This is a genomic window from Granulicella sp. 5B5 (assembly GCF_014083945.1).
Taxonomy (GTDB): domain Bacteria; phylum Acidobacteriota; class Terriglobia; order Terriglobales; family Acidobacteriaceae; genus Granulicella.
In genome coordinates, this window is sequence record NZ_CP046444.1 from 1,815,883 (window position 1) to 1,836,450 (window position 20,568).

Consider the following 20,568-nt stretch of genomic DNA (forward strand, 5'->3'; position numbering starts at 1 on the left):
ATAATGATGACATGAGTTCCTCCGCCACACTTCGCAAACCGCTCGGCATCCGCGCGACCCCGGAAGAGCATGAGCTCATCACCCGCGCCGCTCAACGTGAACACCGTTCAGTGAACAGCTTCGTACTGCAGGCTGCGCTTAATGCAGCACGAGGCGGGTCGAGTCGCCTAAGAACTCCGGAAGAGGTTCAAGTAGCCCTGACCCGCGCCCAGGCCCTCATGCGTCCGTACCGTGAGGCTGGCCACTCGCTCGTCGATGAGTTGATCTCTGAGCGTCGGGCGGAAGCCGAGCGTGAGTAGCCCTGTCGTACTCGACACCTCTGCCATCGTTGCACTGCTTGACGAAGAACCGGGAGCCGATCTCGTCCGCTCCGTCATCTTCAACGCAGCCATCAGCGCGGTCACACTCGCCGAGGCCTATTCGATTCTCTCCAAGCGGGGCCAGGATGGCATTGCAGCACTCTCTGAGATCCGCTTCGCCATCGAGCACGTAATCCCCTTCACCGAAGATCAGGCAGAAACCGCAGGAGCGTTGCGCGGGCCAACGAAACACGCTGGCCTATCTCTCGGTGACCGTGCCTGCATCGCACTCGCCATCGCATTGGGAGTTGAGCTTTATACAGCAGACCGCATCTGGGCAACGCTCAACCTGCCATGCACAATCAAACTCATCCGTTGACACACTAGAGACCGTTCATGCTCACCCTCGCCCCACACCGCGCCATCAGCCACTACCGCTGGCCCGCCGCCTGAGCATCTTTCGTACAATAGAAAGATTGTGACACTCGACTTTCTAGGCACCCTTCAGCGCACCCACCACTGTGGAGACCTGCGCAGCAGCAACTCCGGCGAAACCGTCACCCTCATGGGCTGGGTCAACCGCCGCCGCGACCACGGCAACCTCATCTTCCTCGATCTCCGCGACCGCACCGGCATCACCCAGGTCGTCCTCGACAAGGAGACCTCCCCGCTCGGCCACGCCAAGGCCGAAGCCGCGCGCCCCGAGTACGTCGTCGCCGTCACCGGCCGCGTCCGCACCCGCGGCGAAGGCCTCGCCAACCCCAACATGCCCACCGGCGACATCGAGCTCGTCGCCCACGACCTCCTCCTGCTCAACGACGCCAAGACCCCGCCCTTCTCCCCCGCCGAAGACGCCATCGCCAACGAAGAGGTCCGCCTCAAGTACCGCTACCTCGACCTCCGCCGCGCCGAGATGCAGAAGAACTTCGCCGTCCGCAGCCGCGTCGCGATGGCCATCCGCAACTACCTCGTCAGCCAGGGCTTCCTCGAAATCGAAACACCGTTCATGACGCGCAGCACCCCCGAAGGCGCACGCGACTACCTCGTCCCCAGCCGCGTCCACCCCGGCCACTTCTACGCGCTCCCGCAGTCGCCGCAGATCTTCAAGCAGATCCTCATGGTCTCCGGCTTCGACCGCTACTTCCAAATCGCCCGCTGCTTCCGCGACGAAGACCTCCGCGCCGACCGCCAGCCCGAGTTCACCCAGATCGACCTCGAGATCAGCTTTCCGCAGATGTCCACCATCTTCGCGGTCGCCGAAGGCTTCCTGCACGCAGCCTTCTCTGCTGCCGGCATCGAGCTACCCGCCGAACCCTTCATCCAGATGACCTACGACCAGGCCATCACCCGCTACGGCATCGACAAGCCCGACATGCGGCTCCCGGCGATGGTCGACCTCTCCGCCGAGCTCACCCTCGAGCTCCGCGACACGCTCAAAATCGATCCCACACTCCCCATCCTCGGCTTCACCATTCCCAAAGTCGGCGAGATGTCCGGCACCGCCCGCAAAGCCCTGCTCTCCGAGATCCGCGCCTCCTTTGGCGACAGCGGTCTCGACATGCTTGACATCGCGCGCCTCCGCACCAACCCCACCTTCGTCCCGCTCGCTGAAACCATCGAAGGCAAGCTCAGCATGGAGATGGCGCTCTTCAACAACACCAGCCACACAGCCGACGACCTCGCCATCGTCATCACCCCCAAGCCCGGCACGCCAGCCATGTGGAACTACGACCCGCAGTGGATCTACAAGCGCGTCGGCCAGCTCCGCCTCGAGCTCGCAAAGAAGTACGCAGACAAGCACAAGCTCTTCGAACAAACCGGCACCGCCAACGACTTCAAATTCCTCTGGGTCACCGACTTTCCCATGTACGAGTGGAACGAAGAGTCCAAAACCTGGGACGCCGCCCACCACCCCTTCACCTCCCCGCACGAAGAGGACATCCAATCCGGCGCTTTGGTCAACGACAAGGGCTCCGTCCGCGCCCTCGCCTATGACGTCGTCCTCAACGGCACCGAGCTCGGCTCCGGCAGCATCCGTATCCACCGCAAGGACGTCCAGGCCGAAATCTTCCGCTCCCTCGGCATGTCCAACGAAGAGGCCCACGAACGCTTCGGCTTCTTCCTCGACGCCCTCGAATACGGGACCCCACCCCACGGCGGCATCGCCCTGGGCCTCGACCGCATCGTAATGATCCTCGCCGGCGCATCATCCTTGCGCGAAGTCATCGCCTTCCCCAAAACCGCCAAAGCCATCGACTTAATGGTCGACGCTCCCACCACCGTCTCCGACACACAGCTCCGCGACCTCAGCCTCCGCACCGTCACCCGCAGCTAGCAATAGCTCACTTCGGCCTGCGACACGCGACAAGACAATCGCTTGTCTTGTCGCGTATCGTTTGGCTCATGTTCTCCGCGGCCAAGCTCACACCCCTCCTCTTCGCCATCGCTGCACTCCCCGCACTCGCCCAACAGCCCGACCTCGGCCCCAACGTCGACATCTTCTCCCCATCGACTCCCACCGCAACCATGCAGCAGAAGATCGACGCCGTCTACGCGACCGAGCAGCACAACGAGTTCGGCCCCCAGCGCCACGCCTTCTTCTTTCTCCCCGGTGAATACAAAGTCGACGTCCCCATCGGCTTCTACACCGAAGTCACCGGCCTCGGCGACACCCCTGACGCCACGCACATCACCGGCAACCTCCACGTCGACGCCGCCAGCCGCAACGACAACGCCACCACCACCTTCTGGCGAGGCGCTTCAAACCTGGCCGTCACGTCCCAAAACGGCCCCGCCCCAAATCTCATGCGCTGGGCTGTCTCGCAGGCCGTATTTCTCCGCCGCATGCACATCCGCGGAGACATCGTCCTCAACCAGAACCACGGCTGGGCCTCCGGAGGCTGGATGTCAGACACCCTCGTCGACGGCAACGTCAACTCCGGCACCCAACAGCAATGGATCTCCCGCAACAGCGACTGGCATAGCTGGACCGGCGCCAACTGGAACATGGTCTTCGTCGGCGTCCCCCACGCCCCCGCAAACAGCTGGCCCTCCCCGCCCTACACCACGGTCGTCACCACGCCCATCATCCGCGAAAAACCCTACCTCACCGTCGACGCCAAACACCGCTGGAGTCTCATCATCCCCGCGCTCCAGCACAACACCACCGGCATCACCTGGACCTCACCCCACGCCGACATCGCGCGCTCGATCCCCTTCAGCCGCATCTACATCGCACACCCCCGCCGCGACACCGCAACAACCCTCAACACGCAGCTAGCGCACGGTAAGAGCCTGCTCTTCACACCCGGCATCTACGACCTCACCGAACCCCTCCGCATCACGCACCCCAACACGGTCCTCTTCGGCCTCGGCTTCGCCACACTGCATCCCACACAGGGCAACGCCGCCATCACCACCGCCGACGCCGACGGCATCATCCTCGCAGGCCTGCTCATCGACGCCGGCCCGCAGCTCTCACCCGTCCTCGTGCAGATCGGTCCGCGCGACAGCCACGCCGCCCACACCAGCAACCCCATCTCGCTGCATGACGTCTTCTTCCGCGTCGGCGGCGCGGGCCCCGGCAAAGCCGGCACCGACCTCGAGATCAACAGCCGCAACACCCTCGTCGACCATACCTGGATCTGGCGTGCCGACCACGGCCACAACGTCGGCTGGAATCAGAACCTCAGCGCCAACGGCCTCGTCGTCAACGCCGACGGCGTCACCATCTACGGCCTCTTCGTCGAGCACCACCAGCACTTTCAGGTCCTCTGGAACGGCAACCGCGGCCGCACCTACTTCTACCAGTCAGAAATCCCCTACGACCCGCCCACGCAGACCGCCTGGACCAGCGCCCCTAGCACCGATGGCTGGGCCTCCTACAAGGTCGCCGACACGGTCACGCAGCACGAAGCCTGGGGCCTCGGCATCTACAGCGTCTTCCGCCACCCAGACGTCTACCTCACCCGCGCCATCGAAGTCCCACGCACACCCAACGTCCGCTTCCACGACATGATCACCGTCTGCCTCGACACCCTCGGCGGCATCCGTAACATCATCGACAATACCGGCGGCGCCGCCAAGTGCGGCAAACCCCGCATCGAACCGAAGCTGACGCTCTTCCCGCCAGCTCCGGCCCCCGCCATCCCTTAGTACGCGCTCGCCTCCGTCAGCGACTTCAACTGCGCCTCACTCAGCTTCAGCTCCACCGACGGAAACAGCGCCTGCAGTTGCTCCACACTCGTCGCGCTCGCAATCGGAGCCGTCACCGTCGGCTGCGCCAGCAGCCACGCCAGCGCCACGCTCGCCTGCTCCGCCTTCACCTCTTCGCTCACCTGCTTCAACGCCTTCAGGATCTTCATCCCGCGATCATCAAAGTACTTTTCCACCCGCGACCCGCGGTTCTTGCCCTTCGTGTCCTCCAGGCTCTGATACTTGCCCGTCAAGAAGCCCGAGGCCAGCGAGAAATACGGAATCACGCCCAGCCCATGACTCTCCGCCACCGGCGCAAGGTCCTTCTCATACGCCTGCCGTGCATAGAGGTTGTACTCCGGCTGCAGCGCCTTGTACTCAGGCAGCTTCTTGTTCTTCCCTACCGTCAGCGCCTCTTCCAACCGCGCGCCCGTGTAGTTGGAGGCACCGATATACCGCACCTTGCCCTGCTGGATCAGCTGAGAATACGCCTCCAGCGTCTCCTCCAACGGCGTCGCCTCATCGTCCTTGTGCGACTGGTACAGGTCGATGTGGTCCGTCTGCAGCCGTTTCAACGAGTTCTCCACCTCCGTCAGAATCCACTTCTTCGATAGCCCCTCGCCATCGGGCATCTTCATGCCCACCTTCGTCAGCAGCACCACCTTGTCGCGCTTGCCGCTCTTCTTCAACCAGTTGCCAATGATCGTCTCCGACTCACCACCCTTATGCCCCGGCACCCACACCGAGTACACATCCGCCGTATCGATGCAGTCGAACCCGCGGTCCACAAACGCGTCCAGCACCTCAAACGACTTTGCCTCGTCGATCGTCCACCCAAACACATTGCCGCCAAACACCAGCGGCACAATCGCCAGTTCGCTCTTGCCCAGAAAACGCTTCTGCATCCTCGCTCCTTTGCCTACACCCCGTTGGATACCATTCGCGCCCCGCAGGATGCTACCGCTCGATCATCGCCCACGACGCCATAACTCTGCGTCAGCAAAGGCCTCCATGGCATCGAATTAAAATGTCGTCCGTTGCCGCCATCACGACGACGAACACCGCACAGCTCCCTGCCAGCAACCAGGCCCGCGGCCTTCGTCCGTACACCCATGTCCTCGCCGTATTCCTGTGCGGAGCCATCGCCTTCCTTGAGCTTTACTGCGTCCAGCCGCTGCTGCCGCTGCTCTCGCACATCTTCGGAGTCACCGAGACCCACGTAGGCCTCACCATCAGCGCCTCCACCCTCGGCGTCGCCATCTCCGCCGCGCTCCTCGCCATCTTCGGCGAGCGCCTCGACCGCAAGCGCACCATCGTGCTCGCCATGACCGCCCTCGGTCTCAGTGGCCTGCTCACCTCCACCGCTATCGGCCTCTACTCGCTCACCGCCTGGCGCTTTTTGCAGGGCATCGTCACCCCCGGCATCTTCATCATCACCATCGCCTATGTCACGGAGGAGTGGCCCGCCCACCTCGTCCCTCGCGTCATGTCCGCCTACGTCGCCGGAACCGTCTTCGGCGGCTTCTCTGGCCGTCTCCTCGGCGGCCTCATCGCCGACCACCTCGGCTGGCGCCCCGTCTTCTTCATCCTCGGCGCCATTGGCCTCGTCGGAGCTCTCCTCACCCACCGCCTGCTCCCTGCCGCACACGCCAGCACCCACTCGCACAAGCACCACAAGCCAGCCTCACCCTATGCACCCCTGCTTGCGAACCTGCGCAACCCGCGTCTGCTGGCCACCTTCGGCATCGGCTTCTGCATGCTGTTCACGCTGATCTCCGTGTTCAGCTTCATCACCTTCTACCTCAGCGACGCGCCCTTCCACCTCGGCACCACGGCACTCAGCTACCTCTTCGCCGTCTACCTCATCGGTCTCGTCGCCACCCTCGCCGCCGGCACCGTCCTCGCGCGCATCGGTCTGCGCCACGGCATGGTCTTCGCCGTGCTCCTCTGCATCACAGGAGTCGCTCTCACCCTCATCCACGCCCTCGCCTTCGTCGCCCTCGGTCTCGCTGTCTGCAGCTCAGGAGTCTTCATCGCCCAGACCTGCGCCAACAGCTTCCTCCGCGACGCCGCCCCCGCCGGCTCCCGCGTCTCCGCCGCCGGCCTCTACATCTGCGGTTATTACATCGGAGGCACCGTCGGAGGTGTCCTCCCCGGCCTCGCCTACCGCTATGCAGGATGGCCCGCCACCGCAGCCCTCACCATCGCCATCCTCGCCATCGCCGGCCTCACCGCATGGTTCGGCTGGCCCGCCCACCGCAGCGACCCTATCCCGCTGTAACCGACTAGTTCATCCAGCGCTTATCGTTCGGGTCGCGCCTCTCGCCCATCGGATCGACATACCTGCCGTCCTCATCCAGGCTCACTTCCTTGCCCTGCTTGCGCATATATACGGTGAACTTCTTCGCCGCGCGCCTGCGCTTCCAGCGATAGTACGCATTGCGCATCCCATACCACTGCTCGCTCGCCCCCACGCGCACACCCTTTCGCGGAGCCACCAGCAGAAAGAGATACCCCACGCCGCCGCACAGCAGCGCCACCACCGCCCCAAACCGGTCGCCACCACGCAACGACAGCGCCAGATAGATCAGCACATAGATCGCCGCCAGGTACTTCGCCTTCAAATGGAAGATGAAGTTGAAGTTCACCACCTGCTCCGGTCCTCGATACGCAAACGCAATCAGCGACGCCAGCACAAACGGCCACAGCCCCGCCGTCGCCGCAAACGGTATCCACACCGGATGCCCCGCCGAGCTCAGCGCCACTGCCAATAACGACCCCAGCAGCCCGCCGCCGATCGTCGTCACCAGGAAGTACTCCATCAACCACCGGCCGCCCAGCTCCTCCTCCAGCGACGACGCGAAGTACCACAGCGACAGCAGCGCAAACCCCACGCTCAGCAGCCCATCGCCCACAAACGGGTAGCTCAGTAGCTGCCACACCGCACCATGCAGCAACACGTCCGGCACCAGCACCGCCAGGTCATGCAGCCTCTGCGCCAGCTCCGGCAGCACCAGTCCCAGCACCGCCAGCCCAAAGTACGCAATCAGCGTCGTCAGGATAATGCGCCGGGTCACGCCGCGAAACGGCGGCAGCGACAGCGTGACCGGCCCATTGGATCGAAATGCCATCCGCACTCTCCAGCTCCCTTGGATGCGGCTGCGGTTTTGCCGCGGCTACGATCTGCCGCGGCCCGCTTTATGCCGCCCCTACTTATTCGGCTGCCTCGGTCCAGAAGGCGACATCATCTGCCGCCGCACCGGATACGGCACCACCGCCGGGCTCCGATGCCCCGCAGCATCCACGCTGCGCACGCCAAACACCACATTGTCCTTCGATATATCCAGCCGGATCGTCAGCGCGCTGCCGGCTGAAACCACGTTCGTCCACGTCGGCGCAGCCGTCGGACGCCACACCACCTCATACGTCGTGTCCGCCGGCGCACCCTCCGGCGCCTTCCAGCTGATCACCGAAAAGTTGTCGTTGAATCCGTTCGTGATCTTCACCGGCGGAAACACCACATCCGTCGGCTCGCCCGGAGCGCTCGCAAACGTCGCCAGGCTGGCTGCATTCAGCCGTGCCACATTGGCTGTGTAGCTGGGCGTCACGAACTTCAGGTAGTCGCCAAACTCCACCGTGCCATCCTTGCCGTCGGGCAGCTGGCCCGCCTCCGTGCGCAAATCCTGATGCTGATGGTTGAAGTTCTCGCGCCACTCCGTCACGCGCACCGCGGCAAACCCCTCCGCATTGAAGCTCGAGTGGTCTCCACCGCGCCCAAACCGGTCCCGCCGGAACTCCAGCACCGGATGGAACGTCGTCGGCAGCCCCGCGGGCCTGAAATAGGTCTTGTCCACTTCGGCAATCGCCCGTGCCACCTCACGCGAAGGCGAGTCCGACTCATACCCATACGTCTGGATCAGGTGCAGCTCTTGCAGCGTCGCCGGGCTCGGCACGCCTTCGCTGAACACCCGCACCGCATGCATGTCCGGCCCCGGAACGCCCTTGGCCGGATCTCCCGGCGTATTGTCCCCGCCTACGATGTCGTTGTTCAGCACCGCTTCCAGCTGCCAGCCCTCGCTCTTGGCGAGCTTCGCCAGGTGCCGGCTGCCATCCAGACCCTGCTCTTCGCCGGCAACAGCCACAAACACAATCGTCGCCGGAAACTTCAGCTTGCTCAGCGCCCGCGCCGACTCGATCGATACCGCCACACCGCTCGCATCGTCATTCGCGCCCGGTGCCGGATCATGCGTATTGAAGTTGTCCGAGTTCCGCGAGTCGTAGTGCCCCGTCACCAGCACGCGGCGGCTCGCCTGCGCCGGGTCCGTGCCCTTCAGCACGGCATAAATATTCTGCAAACGTGTGTCCTTCGTAATCCGCGAATGAGGCGCCCCCGGCTCGATGAAGTCGTCGCGCTTCACCTCCAGACACCCGCCGCACTCATCCGAGATCTTTGTGAACTCGCTGTAAATCCAGTCCGCCGCCGCCGTCACACCCGTCCCCGGCGGCAGGTCTGTGTCCATGCTCGATAGCGTCGAGCGGTTCCGAAACGAAACCAGCTTCGCAATATCCGCCTTCACATTCTCAGGAGAGATCTTCGCAATCGCCGCCGCAATCTTAGGATCGGCCTTTGCCACCGCCAGCGGCTTTATCACCGGCTGCTGCGCCACACCTGTGGCTGCCACGCTCATCGCTGTCAGGGCCAATGCCCACGCTGTCCGTCGAATCTCGTTCTGCTGCTTCCAGTTCATTCTGGTCTCCATCCAATGGGGTCTAGGCAACCGCTTTGCCCGTTCTCGCAACACAAGGTTGACGTGCCTTCGCTCTCCCGCTAGAACTAGGAGAAGCCACACAATTTCGTCTGCGAGTACAGCTTGCTCCATCGTACTCGCCCTTTGCGTGGTGTGAAACGCTAACCGCACGCCCATCGTGCGCCCTTAATCAGGAGAAGCTTGTATGTCAGTCGTTTGCCCGGAATGCGACAACCCGCTCGATATCGATGTAGATGACGTGGAAGCTGGTGAGGTCATCACCTGCGACGAATGCGGAACAGACCTCGAAATCGTCTCCGCCGATCCCCTCGAAATCGCACCCGTCGACGACGAAGGGTACGATGATGAAGAGGATGATCTGCCTGATGATGAAGACGATGATGACGATGAGTAACTCCCCGCGCCGCCTGCTGCTGGCGGTGTGCCTGTCCGTACTGGCTCTCCCTGTCGCTCTCGGCCCTGCTACTCCCGCGCTCAGTGCCCAGGCCTCGCACATCGAGCGCACCGTCGACGGCAAGGTCGTCAACAAGGCCGACGCTCCCATCAACGGTGCCGTCGTCTACCTCAAGGACACCCGCAGTCTCAGCATCAAGACCTACATCTGCGACACCGACGGCCACTTCCACTTCGGCCAGCTCTCGCAGGATACGGACTACGACCTCTGGGCCGACAACAATGGAGTCAAGTCCAACACCCGTTCCATCAGCTCCTTCGACGACAAGAGCCACTACTACTTCACCCTCACCGTGAAGTAACCCACACCACCAACAGTCAGCGTGTTGGTGGTGGTGGTGCTTCAGTTTTGAAGCGCACATTGGCGATTTTAAGCGGCGAACTCGCAGCTTTGAAGGGGACGGGCTTTAGCCCGTCCATCAGCACCCTCTATAGAAACAAGGGCTTTAGCCCCGGAGGGTCAGCAGACCGGTACATCTCCCGCGACACCGAAGTCTACATTCTCCTGTACCATTCCCGTCCCCTCCCCACCGTGAGACTATTTCTTGCATCTCACAGCACAACTTCATACACCCTCAGGACGGTATGCCATGCAGAGTCTCACCGCTTCCCCCCTGCGTCTCGCCGCGTTCGTAGCCTGCGCGAGCACCCTCGCTCTCCTCCTCGTCGCCTGCAAATCATCTCCCAACGCTTCCACCGAAGCCTCCGCACCCCCGCCCACCACCATCACCTGTGCCGCCGCCGGGGCCGCCACCAAGAACGTCACCGCACCCACTGCCATCGACTCCACCTGCGCGCAGATCCCCTACGCTCCCGCTCTCTTCAAGACCGTCGAAGGCGGCTACTCCGCCAACCAGACCACTGCGGACATGTACTCCTGGCTCAGCTTCGTCGCGCTCAACTGGCCGGTCAACCCCGCCACCTGCGCGCCCGACCCCACCCAGTCCATCCTCACCAACCCCTCCAGCCCTACCTGGATGACCTACCTCACCACCGACGACGTCTTCAAAACCTCCGGAGCCCCCGACCCCTGGTGCGGTGCCTCCGCGCCCAACGGAGCCAAAGGCCTAGCCGCTGTCGCCTCCCTCCAGGCTGCACGCCTCCCCACTTCCGTCCGCGCCCTTGCCGCTGCACATCCCGAGATCCATCTCTTCCTCTCGCACGACTCCAAGAGCGGCGAGCTGGTCTCCTCCCTGCACGCCCTCCACGCCCTCGCCGCCGCGCCCACGCGCATGCAGGCCATCCTTCAGTCCACCGACCTCCCTATCGTTGACCAGAACGGCCGTTACGCCCGCTTCACCGTCAGCATGAACTCCGACGAAGCCAGCTTCATCACCAAAAACACCCTCTACACCAAGGCCGGGCAGACCAAGTACGGCAACGTCACCTTCCCCGTCAGCGACTCCAGCAAGGGCGTCATGGGCGTCATCGAGCTCAAGGCCGCCTGGAAGATCCTCGGCCCCGGCGACAATCCCGCCAACTTCTTCACTCAACAAGCCATCGTCTATAACGACTCCACCGGCAAGCCCAGCCCCGGCCCCAACCCCGTCACCGTCGGCCTCATCGGCCTCCACATCCTGCACAAGTCCCAGGGCCAGAGCATGTGGGCCTGGTCCACCTTCGAGCAGACCGACAACGACACCACCTCTTTCTTCAACCCCAACTGCAAGGCGCCTATACCGAACCCCAACAACCATTGCGTCGTCAACGCGACTACGATCCCCAGCAAGCTCGCCAAAACTGCCCCGGAGCTTAGCCCCACCGGCAAGCCTCTGCAGTTCCCCACGCAGATCCAGCCCAAGTCCTACATCGTCCCCTCCAACCCGCAGTACGACGCCGCCTTCCAGTCGCTGCTCGCCAGCACCCCTTGGGCGCACTACAAGCTCGTCAGCACGCAGTGGTTTGCGGGAGCCGTCGGTCTCGTCCCGCAGTACCTCGGAGCCACCGTGCAGGAGACCTTCGTCCCCCAGAACGACAGCACCGGCCACCCGCTCGACAGCTGTGCCAACTGCCACCAAGGCGCCCAGGACCCCGGCGGCCACTCCGCCGAGTTCAGCTTCATCCTCTACGACGCCCAACAATAACAGCCCCACCAACCTCCCCTCCCCGGAGACAAAACGGCCAACGCCCTCAAAAGCGTTGGCTGTTCCTATTTCCTACTCTCTACTCTCTACTCCCTATTCCCTATTCCCTATTCCCTGTCTCTAGCGAACATCAAGCGAATATAATCTCCACGTGGACGACACCGCCCAACCCGATCTCTTCGGCTTCCTCCACATCGACCTCAACAGCTTCTTTGCGTCTGTCGAGCAGCAGCTCCATCCCGAGCACCGCAATAAGCCCCTCGGCGTCACCGCCACCATGGCCGACACCGGCACCCTCATCGCCGCCAGCTACGAGGCCAAGGCCCTCGGCATCAAAACCGGCACCAAGGTCGCCGAAGCCCGCCGCCTCTGCCCCCACATCGTCCTCCTCGCCAGCGACCACTCCATCTACGCCGACTACTCCCACCGCATCACCACCGCCGTCGACAAGGTCTGCCCCGTCTCCCACAACCCCTCCATCGACGAGATGGTCTGCCAGCTCATGGGCCGCGAGCGCCAGCCCCCCAACGCACGCCGCATCGCACTCGACATCAAGCAGTCCATCCGCGACAACGTCGGCGAGACCCTGCGCTGCTCCATCGGCATGGCCCCCAACCGCTACCTCGCCAAGATCGCCAGCGATATGCAAAAACCCGACGGGCTGATCGGCCTCTTGCCGTCGCAGCTCCCAAGAGCCATCGCGCACCTCGAGCTCCGCGACCTCCCCGGCGTCGGCGCGCGCACCGAGCAGCGCCTCAACACCAAGGGCATCACCACCATGCCGCAACTCCTCGCACTCGATCGCAACGGCATGCACAAGCTCTGGGACTCCGTCTGGGGCGACCGCCTCTACCACTGGCTCCGCGGCCACGACACCGGCGACGACGGCGCTCCCGTCCCCAGCGAAATCCAGAAGTCCCTCGGTCACTCCCATGTCCTCGCCCCCGAACACCGCACCCCCGCCGGCGCCTGGGCCGTCGCCCACAAGCTCCTCCACAAAGCCGCCATGCGCCTCCGCATGGAGCACTTCTACACCGCCTCCATGGCCGTCACCATCCGCTACTCCCTCACCCGCGACCAGGTGGACGACCTTCAAGAAATAGATGTCCCGTCCAGCATGCATCTGGGTGCCCCATCTTCGCCGACGGCCTCATCGTCGGCTAAGGTGGGTTCGCAGGATTTCTCCTTTACCTACGATGTGTCATCTCGACCGGAGCGCAGCGCAGTGGAGAGACCTGCATCTGCCTCCGCCCATGCCGGCCCTCAGCCAAACAAACGCCCCAAAATCAAAAAACACAGCTCCGGCATCACCCAAACCGGCTGGGGCATGGAAGCCCGCTTCGCCGCCTGCCAGGACACCCTCTCACTCCTCCAGGCCCTGCAAGGCTGCTGGAAACACGCCCCCAACGCCCCCGAGCACCAGCGCCCCTTCTTCGTCGGAGTCACCCTCACCCGCCTCATCCCCGAGAGCGAATACCAGGCCCCACTCTTCGAGGACCCCGGCAACCGCAAGGAGCTCTCCACCACCATGGACAAGCTCAACCTGAAGTACGGCCACAGCACCCTGCACTTCGCCGGCATGCTCCCCGCCCGCGACAGCGCCCCCACCCGCATAGCCTTCACCCAGATCCCCGTCCAATACGGCAACGAGTGGATGTAACCTGACACCCGCAGCGCCTGCTCATTTAAGAGTCAGCGCCCCTTGTTGGGTATCCACCCCTAACTCCAATCGGCTCCGGATCTTACCTCCAAAACAGGGGGGAGGGTTCTAAGCCATGGCGATATCCGCCCTGCCCTTCAGAACAGGAGCAGCGCAATGATATTCTGGCGCGATGTAGGCCTTGGTCTGCATGGCCACATTGGCTCCAAAGGGTTTTATGTCCGATTCCAACATGAACGACCAGACGCCTGACGTCACAGCCGCCACGGAAGACACCGATTCCGCGTCCTTCAGCGACATCTTCGCCGAATACCAGCGCACCAGCAATCGCCGCACCGGCGAAGAAGGCCGCCAGATCATCGGCACCATCGCCGCCATCACCGCCGACTCCGTGCTGGTCGACATCGGCTTCAAGACCGAGGGCATCCTCCCCCTCACCGCGCAACCCGCCGGCAAGGAATGGAAAATCGGCGACACCTTAACCGTCGCTGTCAAAGGCCGCGACGAAGACGGCTACTATCAGCTCTCGCTCTTCCGCGTCGCGCAGCCCAAGGATTGGAGCGCGTTGCAAAAGGCCTTCGCCGAAGGCTCCAACATCGTCGGCACGGTCACCTCCGCCGTCAAAGGCGGCCTCACCGTCGACGTCGGCGTCCGCGCCTTCCTGCCCGCCTCACGTAGCGGCACACGCGACGCCGCTGAGCTCGAAAAGCTCGTCGGCCAGGAGATCGTCTGCCGCATCACCAAGCTCGACGTGGTCGAAGAGGACGTCGTCATTGACCGCCGCGTCGTCACCGAAGAGGAAGCGCTGAAGGCCAAAGACCACCGCCTCGCAAGCCTCAGCGAGGGCGCCATCATCGACGGCACCGTGCGCAGCATCGCCGACTACGGTGCCTTTATCGACCTCGGCGGCATCGACGGCCTGCTGCACGTTAGTGACATTGCATGGACGCGCATCACCAACGTCTCCGATGTCCTCGAAGTCGGCCAGCAGCTTGAGCTCAAGGTGCTCAAGGTAGACGCCGAAGGCAAGCGCATCTCGCTCGGCCTCAAGCAGCTCCAGCCACACCCATGGGACGCCGTCTCCGATACGTTCAAGGCCGGCGACCGTGTCCACGGCACCGTCACCCGCACCGCCGACTTCGGCGCCTTCGTCGAGATCGCACCCGGCGTCGAAGGCCTCGTCCATCTCTCCGAGATGTCGTGGTCCAAGCGCATCCACAAGGCCACCGAGGTCCTCAACATCGGTGACACCGTCGAAGCTGTCATCCTCTCCATCAGCCCCGAGGAGCGCCGCATCTCGCTCGGCCTCAAGCAGGCCCTCGGCGACCCGTGGGTAGAAGCCGCCGAGAATATCCGCGTTGGCTCCGTCGTCGAAGGCCCCGTCGACAGCATCACCAAGTTCGGCGCGTTCGTGCAGGTGGCAGAAGGCGTCCAGGGACTCGTGCACATCAGCGAGATCACCGCGGACCGCCGACTCAACCATCCATCCGATATCCTCCGAGTCGGTGAAGTCGTCAAGGCACAGGTCCTCGAGATCGACAAGGACAAGCGCCAGCTTCGCCTGAGCATGAAGCAGCTCATCCCAACAGGCCTCGACGAGTTCGTCGCCGAGCACAAGGTCGGCGATTCCGTCACGGGTCGCGTCGTCTCCATCGACAACATCGTCGCTCAGGTTGAGCTGGGCGAGGGCATCTTCGCACGTTGCATGCTGCCAACCGCAGCCGCCGAAACGCCAGTTGCTGCGCCCGCGCCAGCCGGTGCCGTCGACCTGTCTGCCTTCAGTTCCATGCTCAAATCCAAGTGGAAGACGGGCGACTCGCCCGCGTCCACGAAGAGCGCCGCCGATACCAGGAGCTCTGAGCCGATTCGGACAGGACAGGTACGCACGTTCCGCATCGACAAGCTCCATCCGGAAGAGAAGACCATCGATCTGTCGCTCGAAACATCTGCCGCGAACTAACCTTACTGTCACATCACAGCGGCGGCGCCAGATCTTAGCTGGCGCCGCCGTTGCCGTTTCAGGTGACTGGCATGCGCATGATCAGCTACGCTGGTTGCGCCATGCTGCGACTCCTCCCCGCCGTCCTCGTCGTCCTCGCCGTCACCGCCCTCACCGCATCCGCGCAGGCTCCGGCGACGGCTACCCATCCGGCGCGGCCTGTGATGCCTACGCGCGATCCACACACATCTGGTTACGTCACGGCCACCGATCTCCCCGACGGCCAGCTTCCGCCCGCTATAGCTGATGGCAACTATATCCTCGGGCCCACGCATATGCCGTCGCCGGATGCCGTTCCGCAACCCGGCATTCCGCATGGCACCGTCGCCGACTTCACCCTCACCTCTGCCGAGAGTAAGTACTATCCCGGCATCGCCCGCGAGCCTTACACCTTCGGCACGCCTGACCCGCACGATCCGGCCAAGCTCATCGTCACTACCAGCCATCCCGCGCCGTGGTCGCGCAAGGTCACCGTCTACATTCCTGCGCAGTACAAACCAGGAACCGTTGCTCCGTTCATCGTCGGCGCGGACGGCCCAGATGCGCTGCTCTTCACGACGCTCGACGACCTTATCGCCGCGCACAAGGTGCCTGTCATGATCGCCATCTCCATCCAGAATGGCGGCGGTGATGCCCAGGGCTCAGAGCGCGGCCTCGAGTACGACACCATGTCCGGCAAGTACGCCGAGTTCGTCGAGCACGAGATCCTTCCGCGCGTCGAACAGCAGTTCCACGTCCGGCTTACGCATGACCCGGATGCCCGTGCCACCATGGGCGGAAGCTCAGGCGGTTCCTGCGCGCTCATCATGGCCTGGTACCACCCCGAGCTGTACCACCGTGTGCTCACCTACTCCGGCACGTACGTCAACCAGCAGTGGCCGTCTAACCCGGCCACGCCAGGCGGAGCGTGGGAGTTCCATCGCACGCTCATCCCCAACTCGGCCCGCAAGCCCATCCGTCTGTGGATGGAGGTCGGCGACAAGGACCTCTACAACCCCAACGCCATGCGCGACGGCATGCATGACTGGGTGGTTGCCAACGAGAACATGGCGCGCGTGCTCGCCGCCAAGGGCTATCACTACCAGTTCGTCTTCGCCCGCAACGCCGGCCACGTGGACCGCGCGGTGAGGCAGCAGACGCTGCCAGAGGCTTTGGAGTATCTGTGGCAGGGATATCGGCCGAAACATTGAGCCAACCCCCACCCCTCCCCCCGGGTACTTTTCGATCCAAAATATAGATTTAGAACTTGTTAGGGCCGGACTTGTGAAGGTCTGATCCCCTGAAGGAAGACCGGAGTCAGCCATCGACGCGGGGTGAGTTTTCCAAGGCTTCAGTCACCTTTGAAAACCACCCGGCGGAGGGCGCACTCGCTTCTACCTTCATCTTTGATTATAAATGCGCTGTCAAGCGCGGGGCTGCGTGATTACTCAGCGCCCCAGCGCTTGAAGACCAGCGAACCGTTCGTGCCGCCGAAGCCGAAGCTGTTGGAAAGCGCATAGTCGATCTTCGCAGCCTGCGGCTTGTTCGGCACGTAGTTGAGCCTGCACGCCGGGTCGACGTTCTCGAGGTTCATGGTCGGGGGAGCCGTCTGATGCTGCATCGCCAGAATGGTGATGCCCGCTTCTAACCCGCCCGCGCCGCCGAGTAGATGCCCGGTCATGGACTTGGTGGAGCTGACGAGGAGTTCGTGGCTCTTCGCCTTCTCGCCAAAGACGTTCTCGATGGCCTGCGATTCGAGCGCGTCACCGAGCGGTGTGGAGGTGGCGTGCGCGTTGAGATAGTCGATCTTGTCGGGCGAGATGCCTGCGACACGGAGGGCAGCGAGCATGGCGCGGCGGCAGCCATCCCCTTCGGGTGCCATGCCGGTCATGTGGTAGGCGTCGCCGCTCATACCGTAACCGATAATTTCGGCGAGGATGTTGGCGCCACGGGCCTGGGCGTGCTCGAGCTCTTCGAGGATGAGGATGCCAGCGCCTTCACCGACGACGAAGCCGTCCCGGTCCTTGTCGAAGGGGCGGCAGGCGTGGGTGGGGTCGTCGTTGCGAGTGGAAAGGGCCTTCATGGCAGCGAATCCGCCGACCGAGAGTGGGGTGATGGCGGCTTCCGAACCGCCGGCAATCATGACATCCGCATCGCCGCGTTCGATGATGCGGAAGGCGTCGCCGATAGCATGTGCGGAGGTAGTGCAGGCGGTGGCGGTAGCCTCATTGGGCCCGCGCGCGCCGTACTTGATGGACACATGGCCGGCAGCGAGATTGACGATCGCAGCCGGGATGAAAAACGGAGAGATGCGCCGGGGGCCACTCTTCATGAGAACGGTGTGCTCGCGTTCGATCACGTCAAAGCCGCCGATTCCCGAGCCAATGTGGACGCCAACCAAATCACCGGCTTCACCTTCGAAGCGACCGCCGGGAGGGAGAAGCCCGGATTGCGCCATGGCCTCCTGTGAGGCAGCCATGGCGAAGTGGATGAAGCGGCTCATCTTGCGGGCCTCCTTCTTCTCCACGAAAGCATGAGGATCAAAGTTCTTGACCTCGGCGGCAAAGCGGACGACATGGTCGGTGAGATCGTATGCGGTGATCTCGCCCATTCCGCTCTTGCCGGCGAGCAGGGCCTCCCAAATCTGCGAGGCGGTGTTACCCACCCCGCACAGGAGGCCCATGCCCGTTACAACGACACGACGTTGCTGCATCGATTTCCGTTCCTTATGAATAGCGCCCATGCCCGCTGTGAGCGGACGCTGTAGGCCGCAAGGCGCGGGCGCCAAAATCCGCGGTGAGCGGTGTTAAAACTACTTGCTCTTCTGATGCGCTTCGATGTAATCGGTCGCGTCCTTGACGGTCTTGATCTTCTCGGCGTCTTCGTCCGGGATCTGGATGTCGAAGGCTTCTTCGAACTGCATGACCAGTTCGACGACGTCGAGCGAGTCGGCGCCCAAGTCCTCCTGGAAGCTGGCGCCGGGGGTGACTTCGGCTTCATCCACCTGAAGCTGCTCGACAATAATTTGCTTCACTTTTTCGTCTACTGCTGCCATTGCACGATCTCCTGAGTGTCCGGATGGACGAGTGACTGGGTCTGAGATGGGATGGGGAAACGGCCCGTTTCTGGCACCGGCTCCGGTTGACCGCCCCAGTGAGACAGCATACCGGCGCATCGGGGCGAAGTAAAGAAGGCGTGTCCGGGAAAAGGTCAGAAGATTCAACGAATTTCTTCGTAGACTGGCCGCGTTGCAGGAAATACACTGGTTGACACATTTCAACTAGAGTCGACGGGAAGACATGCACGAACCGATAGAGAAGCAAAAGACTTGTACGAAATGCCGGAACGGGGAGTTGCGCCGCATGAACCGTTCAGGGTTTATTGAACGCACCATCCTGTTTTACTGTGGTTTCTTTCCCTGGGAGTGCGTCATGTGTCGCAGGAAGAGCTATCGGCGCGATAGTGGCCACCGCTCTGCACTGCGGGCAGCAACCTAAAATTCGAAGAGGCTGGCGTGGCTGTAGCGCCTAGTCGTGCACTTCATCGTCGCTTGCTGCCAGCATCGGCAGCAAGCCATCGAAGTTGTCGGCCTTGCCAGCGGCGATTCTCTGTTGATCCTCAGACCCCGATTCGAGACTGACATCACGCAGTGTGCGGTTGATCGCCCGCGTGCGTACCCCCAGCTTGTCTATCGTGCCCTGCACCCGGCCCACGTCATCGGTCATCTTGTCCATCAGCTTTTCGAAGGTCCCGAACTCCTTGCGAGCGTTGGCCAGCACCTTCCAGACCTCATCACCTTTTTCCTGCATCTGGAGCATGTGGAAGCCCATCTGGAAGCTCGTCAGAATCGCGGACAGCGTGCTCGGTCCTGCGATGGTGACCTGACAGCTTTGCTGGATGTCGGCGAGGAGGCCGTCGCGGCGGATGACCTCGGCATACAAGCCCTCAGTGGGCAGAAACATGATTGCGAACGAGGTGGTGAACGGCGGCGCGATGTACTTGTCGCAGATCTTCTTTCCTTCAAAGCGGATAGCGGCCTCGAAGGCGCGACCAGCGCTTACGACATCGTTGCCGCTCTCGTAAGCGGCTTCGAGGCGCTCGAAGACCTCGCGCGGAAACTTGCTGTCGATGGGGAGCAGCATCTCACCGTTCGGCGTCGGGAACCTGACGGCAAACTCCACAACCTCCTGGCTGTTTGGCTTCACCTTCACGTTGTGAATGTACTGGCTCGGCGCGAGGCGGTCTTTGAGGAGCATCTCCAGCGCGAGTTCGCCGATGCCGCCGCGGGATTTGACGTTCGTGAAGATACGCGAGAGATCGTCAACACCGGCGGAGAGCTTGGACATCTCGCCGAGGCCGGCGTGGACCTTGGTGAGCTGGTCGGTGACCTGACCGAAGCTTTCTGTAAGGCGGGTCTGTAAGGTGGCGTGGAGCTTCTCGTCCACGGTGATGCGCATCTCTTCAAGCTTGGCGGCGTTGTTCTGGTTCAGCGCGTCGAGACGGGCCTCCACGGTGGCGCGCAGCGAATCCATGTGCGCTGTCTGGCCTTCGCGAAGCTGGTCGAGACGCTGGTGCAGCGCTTCGCGGCTCTCCACGTTGCTCCGGTTGGCGTCTGACGTAAAGGCCGAGAGCTTTTGCTGCAGGCTCTCCTGCTGCGCTGTTACCGCGGTGCGCAGCGTGTTGGCCGCCAGCGTGTTGTCAGCACGGAAGCTGTCGAGGCTCGTCGTGAGGCTCTTGCCCAGGAGGTCGATGCTGCCCAGTACCTCGCCGCGCAGCGCAACGCTGGACTCCGCCGCGTCCTTGCGCAGCTGTGCCAACTGCTCGCGGAGGTGAGCATCGAGGGTCTCGGAGCGGACGTCGAGCTTTGTCATCTGCGTCGGCAAGTCGGCGGCCAGCAGCTGCGCGAGCCGTGGGTCAACCGTGGGCTCGGACTGAGCCGTTTTGCGCAGCAGCAGCATGAGCAGCAGCAGAAAGTTGAGTACAGAAAGGGCAATCACAGCGTAGAGCATTTCGGTTTTCCTTCGCTTACCAACCTGCTGCGAGGATAGCACCGCAGCTTGTCCAAACCGCGGCGTTTGTTGATTCCTCCGCGAAGTGATTGAATAACAAAAGAGCACACTTTGCTCGCAAA

General features: G+C 63.0%; 17 protein-coding genes. 11 read left to right on the forward strand and 6 right to left on the reverse strand.

Features of this window, described 5'->3' with window-relative positions:
* Nucleotides 1-11: 11 nt before the first annotated feature.
* The 4 genes from GOB94_RS07635 (at nucleotide 12) to GOB94_RS07650 (ending at nucleotide 4,454) form a co-directional block, all read left to right on the forward strand.
* Entirely contained in the window at nucleotides 12-299 is a 288-nt protein-coding gene (locus GOB94_RS07635; RefSeq protein ID WP_182278229.1) for a DUF1778 domain-containing protein, read from the forward strand.
* Entirely contained in the window at nucleotides 292-678 is a 387-nt protein-coding gene (locus tag GOB94_RS07640) for a type II toxin-antitoxin system VapC family toxin (protein WP_182278230.1), read from the forward strand. Before GOB94_RS07635 ends, GOB94_RS07640 begins: the two co-directional genes overlap by 8 nt.
* 99 nt (nucleotides 679-777) lie before the next feature.
* Nucleotides 778-2,634 carry an aspartate--tRNA ligase gene (gene aspS, locus GOB94_RS07645; protein ID WP_182278231.1) on the forward strand — a complete coding sequence of 619 codons (1,857 nt, stop codon included), beginning with the start codon at nucleotides 778-780 and terminating at the stop codon, nucleotides 2,632-2,634.
* A gap of 47 nt (nucleotides 2,635-2,681) precedes the next feature.
* Nucleotides 2,682-4,454, forward strand: a complete 1,773-nt coding sequence (locus tag GOB94_RS07650; protein ID WP_255484344.1) for a coagulation factor 5/8 type domain-containing protein — start codon at nucleotides 2,682-2,684, stop codon at nucleotides 4,452-4,454.
* Here the strand turns inward: GOB94_RS07650 and GOB94_RS07655 are convergent.
* Nucleotides 4,451-5,398: an aldo/keto reductase gene (locus tag GOB94_RS07655; protein WP_182278232.1), complete on the reverse strand. Its 948-nt coding sequence runs from the start codon at nucleotides 5,396-5,398 to the stop codon at nucleotides 4,451-4,453. The two genes, GOB94_RS07650 and GOB94_RS07655, sit on opposite strands and share 4 nt — an antisense overlap.
* A gap of 122 nt (nucleotides 5,399-5,520) precedes the next feature.
* On the opposite strand from GOB94_RS07655, the gene GOB94_RS07660 reads away from it, so the two are divergent.
* Nucleotides 5,521-6,774, forward strand: a complete 1,254-nt coding sequence (locus GOB94_RS07660; protein ID WP_182278233.1) for an MFS transporter — start codon at nucleotides 5,521-5,523, stop codon at nucleotides 6,772-6,774.
* 4 nt (nucleotides 6,775-6,778) lie between these two features.
* On the opposite strand, the gene GOB94_RS07665 is transcribed toward GOB94_RS07660, so the two are convergent.
* A complete protein-coding gene (locus GOB94_RS07665) occupies nucleotides 6,779-7,624 on the reverse strand; it encodes a rhomboid family intramembrane serine protease (protein ID WP_182278234.1) in 846 nt (281 codons plus the stop codon).
* 78 nt (nucleotides 7,625-7,702) lie between these two features.
* Nucleotides 7,703-9,241, reverse strand: a complete 1,539-nt coding sequence (locus tag GOB94_RS07670; protein WP_255484345.1) for a M20/M25/M40 family metallo-hydrolase — start codon at nucleotides 9,239-9,241, stop codon at nucleotides 7,703-7,705.
* A 205-nt stretch (nucleotides 9,242-9,446) separates the two neighbouring features.
* Here GOB94_RS07670 and GOB94_RS07675 point away from each other — a divergent pair, with 205 nt between their 5' ends.
* The 6 genes from GOB94_RS07675 to GOB94_RS07700 all read left to right on the forward strand — a co-directional run bounded on the left by GOB94_RS07675 (nucleotide 9,447) and on the right by GOB94_RS07700 (nucleotide 16,648).
* Nucleotides 9,447-9,656 carry a hypothetical protein gene (locus tag GOB94_RS07675; RefSeq protein ID WP_182278235.1) on the forward strand — a complete coding sequence of 70 codons (210 nt, stop codon included), beginning with the start codon at nucleotides 9,447-9,449 and terminating at the stop codon, nucleotides 9,654-9,656.
* The gene (locus GOB94_RS07680) at nucleotides 9,604-10,017 is read left to right on the forward strand and encodes a carboxypeptidase-like regulatory domain-containing protein (RefSeq protein WP_255484346.1); all 414 of its coding nucleotides are present in this window, start codon (nucleotides 9,604-9,606) and stop codon (nucleotides 10,015-10,017) included. The genes GOB94_RS07675 and GOB94_RS07680 overlap by 53 nt, the downstream gene beginning before the upstream one ends.
* 288 nt (nucleotides 10,018-10,305) lie before the next feature.
* Complete coding sequence (locus GOB94_RS07685) at nucleotides 10,306-11,799, forward strand: hypothetical protein (protein WP_182278236.1); 1,494 nt, start codon at nucleotides 10,306-10,308, stop codon at nucleotides 11,797-11,799.
* A 151-nt stretch (nucleotides 11,800-11,950) separates the two neighbouring features.
* The gene (locus tag GOB94_RS16840; RefSeq protein ID WP_182278237.1) at nucleotides 11,951-13,459 is read left to right on the forward strand and encodes a DNA polymerase; all 1,509 of its coding nucleotides are present in this window, start codon (nucleotides 11,951-11,953) and stop codon (nucleotides 13,457-13,459) included.
* Between the two features lie 217 nt (nucleotides 13,460-13,676).
* Nucleotides 13,677-15,419 (forward strand): 30S ribosomal protein S1, encoded by a 1,743-nt coding sequence (locus GOB94_RS07695; RefSeq protein ID WP_255484347.1) that lies wholly within the window; start codon nucleotides 13,677-13,679, stop codon nucleotides 15,417-15,419.
* Nucleotides 15,420-15,490: 71 nt separating this feature from the next.
* Nucleotides 15,491-16,648: an alpha/beta hydrolase-fold protein gene (locus GOB94_RS07700; RefSeq protein ID WP_255484348.1), complete on the forward strand. Its 1,158-nt coding sequence runs from the start codon at nucleotides 15,491-15,493 to the stop codon at nucleotides 16,646-16,648.
* A 233-nt stretch (nucleotides 16,649-16,881) separates the two neighbouring features.
* On the opposite strand, the gene fabF is transcribed toward GOB94_RS07700, so the two are convergent.
* The 3 genes from fabF to rmuC form a co-directional block, all read right to left on the reverse strand.
* The gene (gene fabF, locus GOB94_RS07705) at nucleotides 16,882-18,150 is read right to left on the reverse strand and encodes a beta-ketoacyl-ACP synthase II (protein ID WP_182278238.1); all 1,269 of its coding nucleotides are present in this window, start codon (nucleotides 18,148-18,150) and stop codon (nucleotides 16,882-16,884) included.
* A gap of 99 nt (nucleotides 18,151-18,249) precedes the next feature.
* The gene (locus GOB94_RS07710) at nucleotides 18,250-18,492 is read right to left on the reverse strand and encodes an acyl carrier protein (RefSeq protein ID WP_182278239.1); all 243 of its coding nucleotides are present in this window, start codon (nucleotides 18,490-18,492) and stop codon (nucleotides 18,250-18,252) included.
* A gap of 472 nt (nucleotides 18,493-18,964) precedes the next feature.
* Nucleotides 18,965-20,446, reverse strand: coding sequence for a DNA recombination protein RmuC (gene rmuC, locus GOB94_RS07715; RefSeq protein ID WP_182278240.1), 1,482 nt, complete (start codon nucleotides 20,444-20,446; stop codon nucleotides 18,965-18,967).
* Nucleotides 20,447-20,568: the final 122 nt, after the last annotated feature.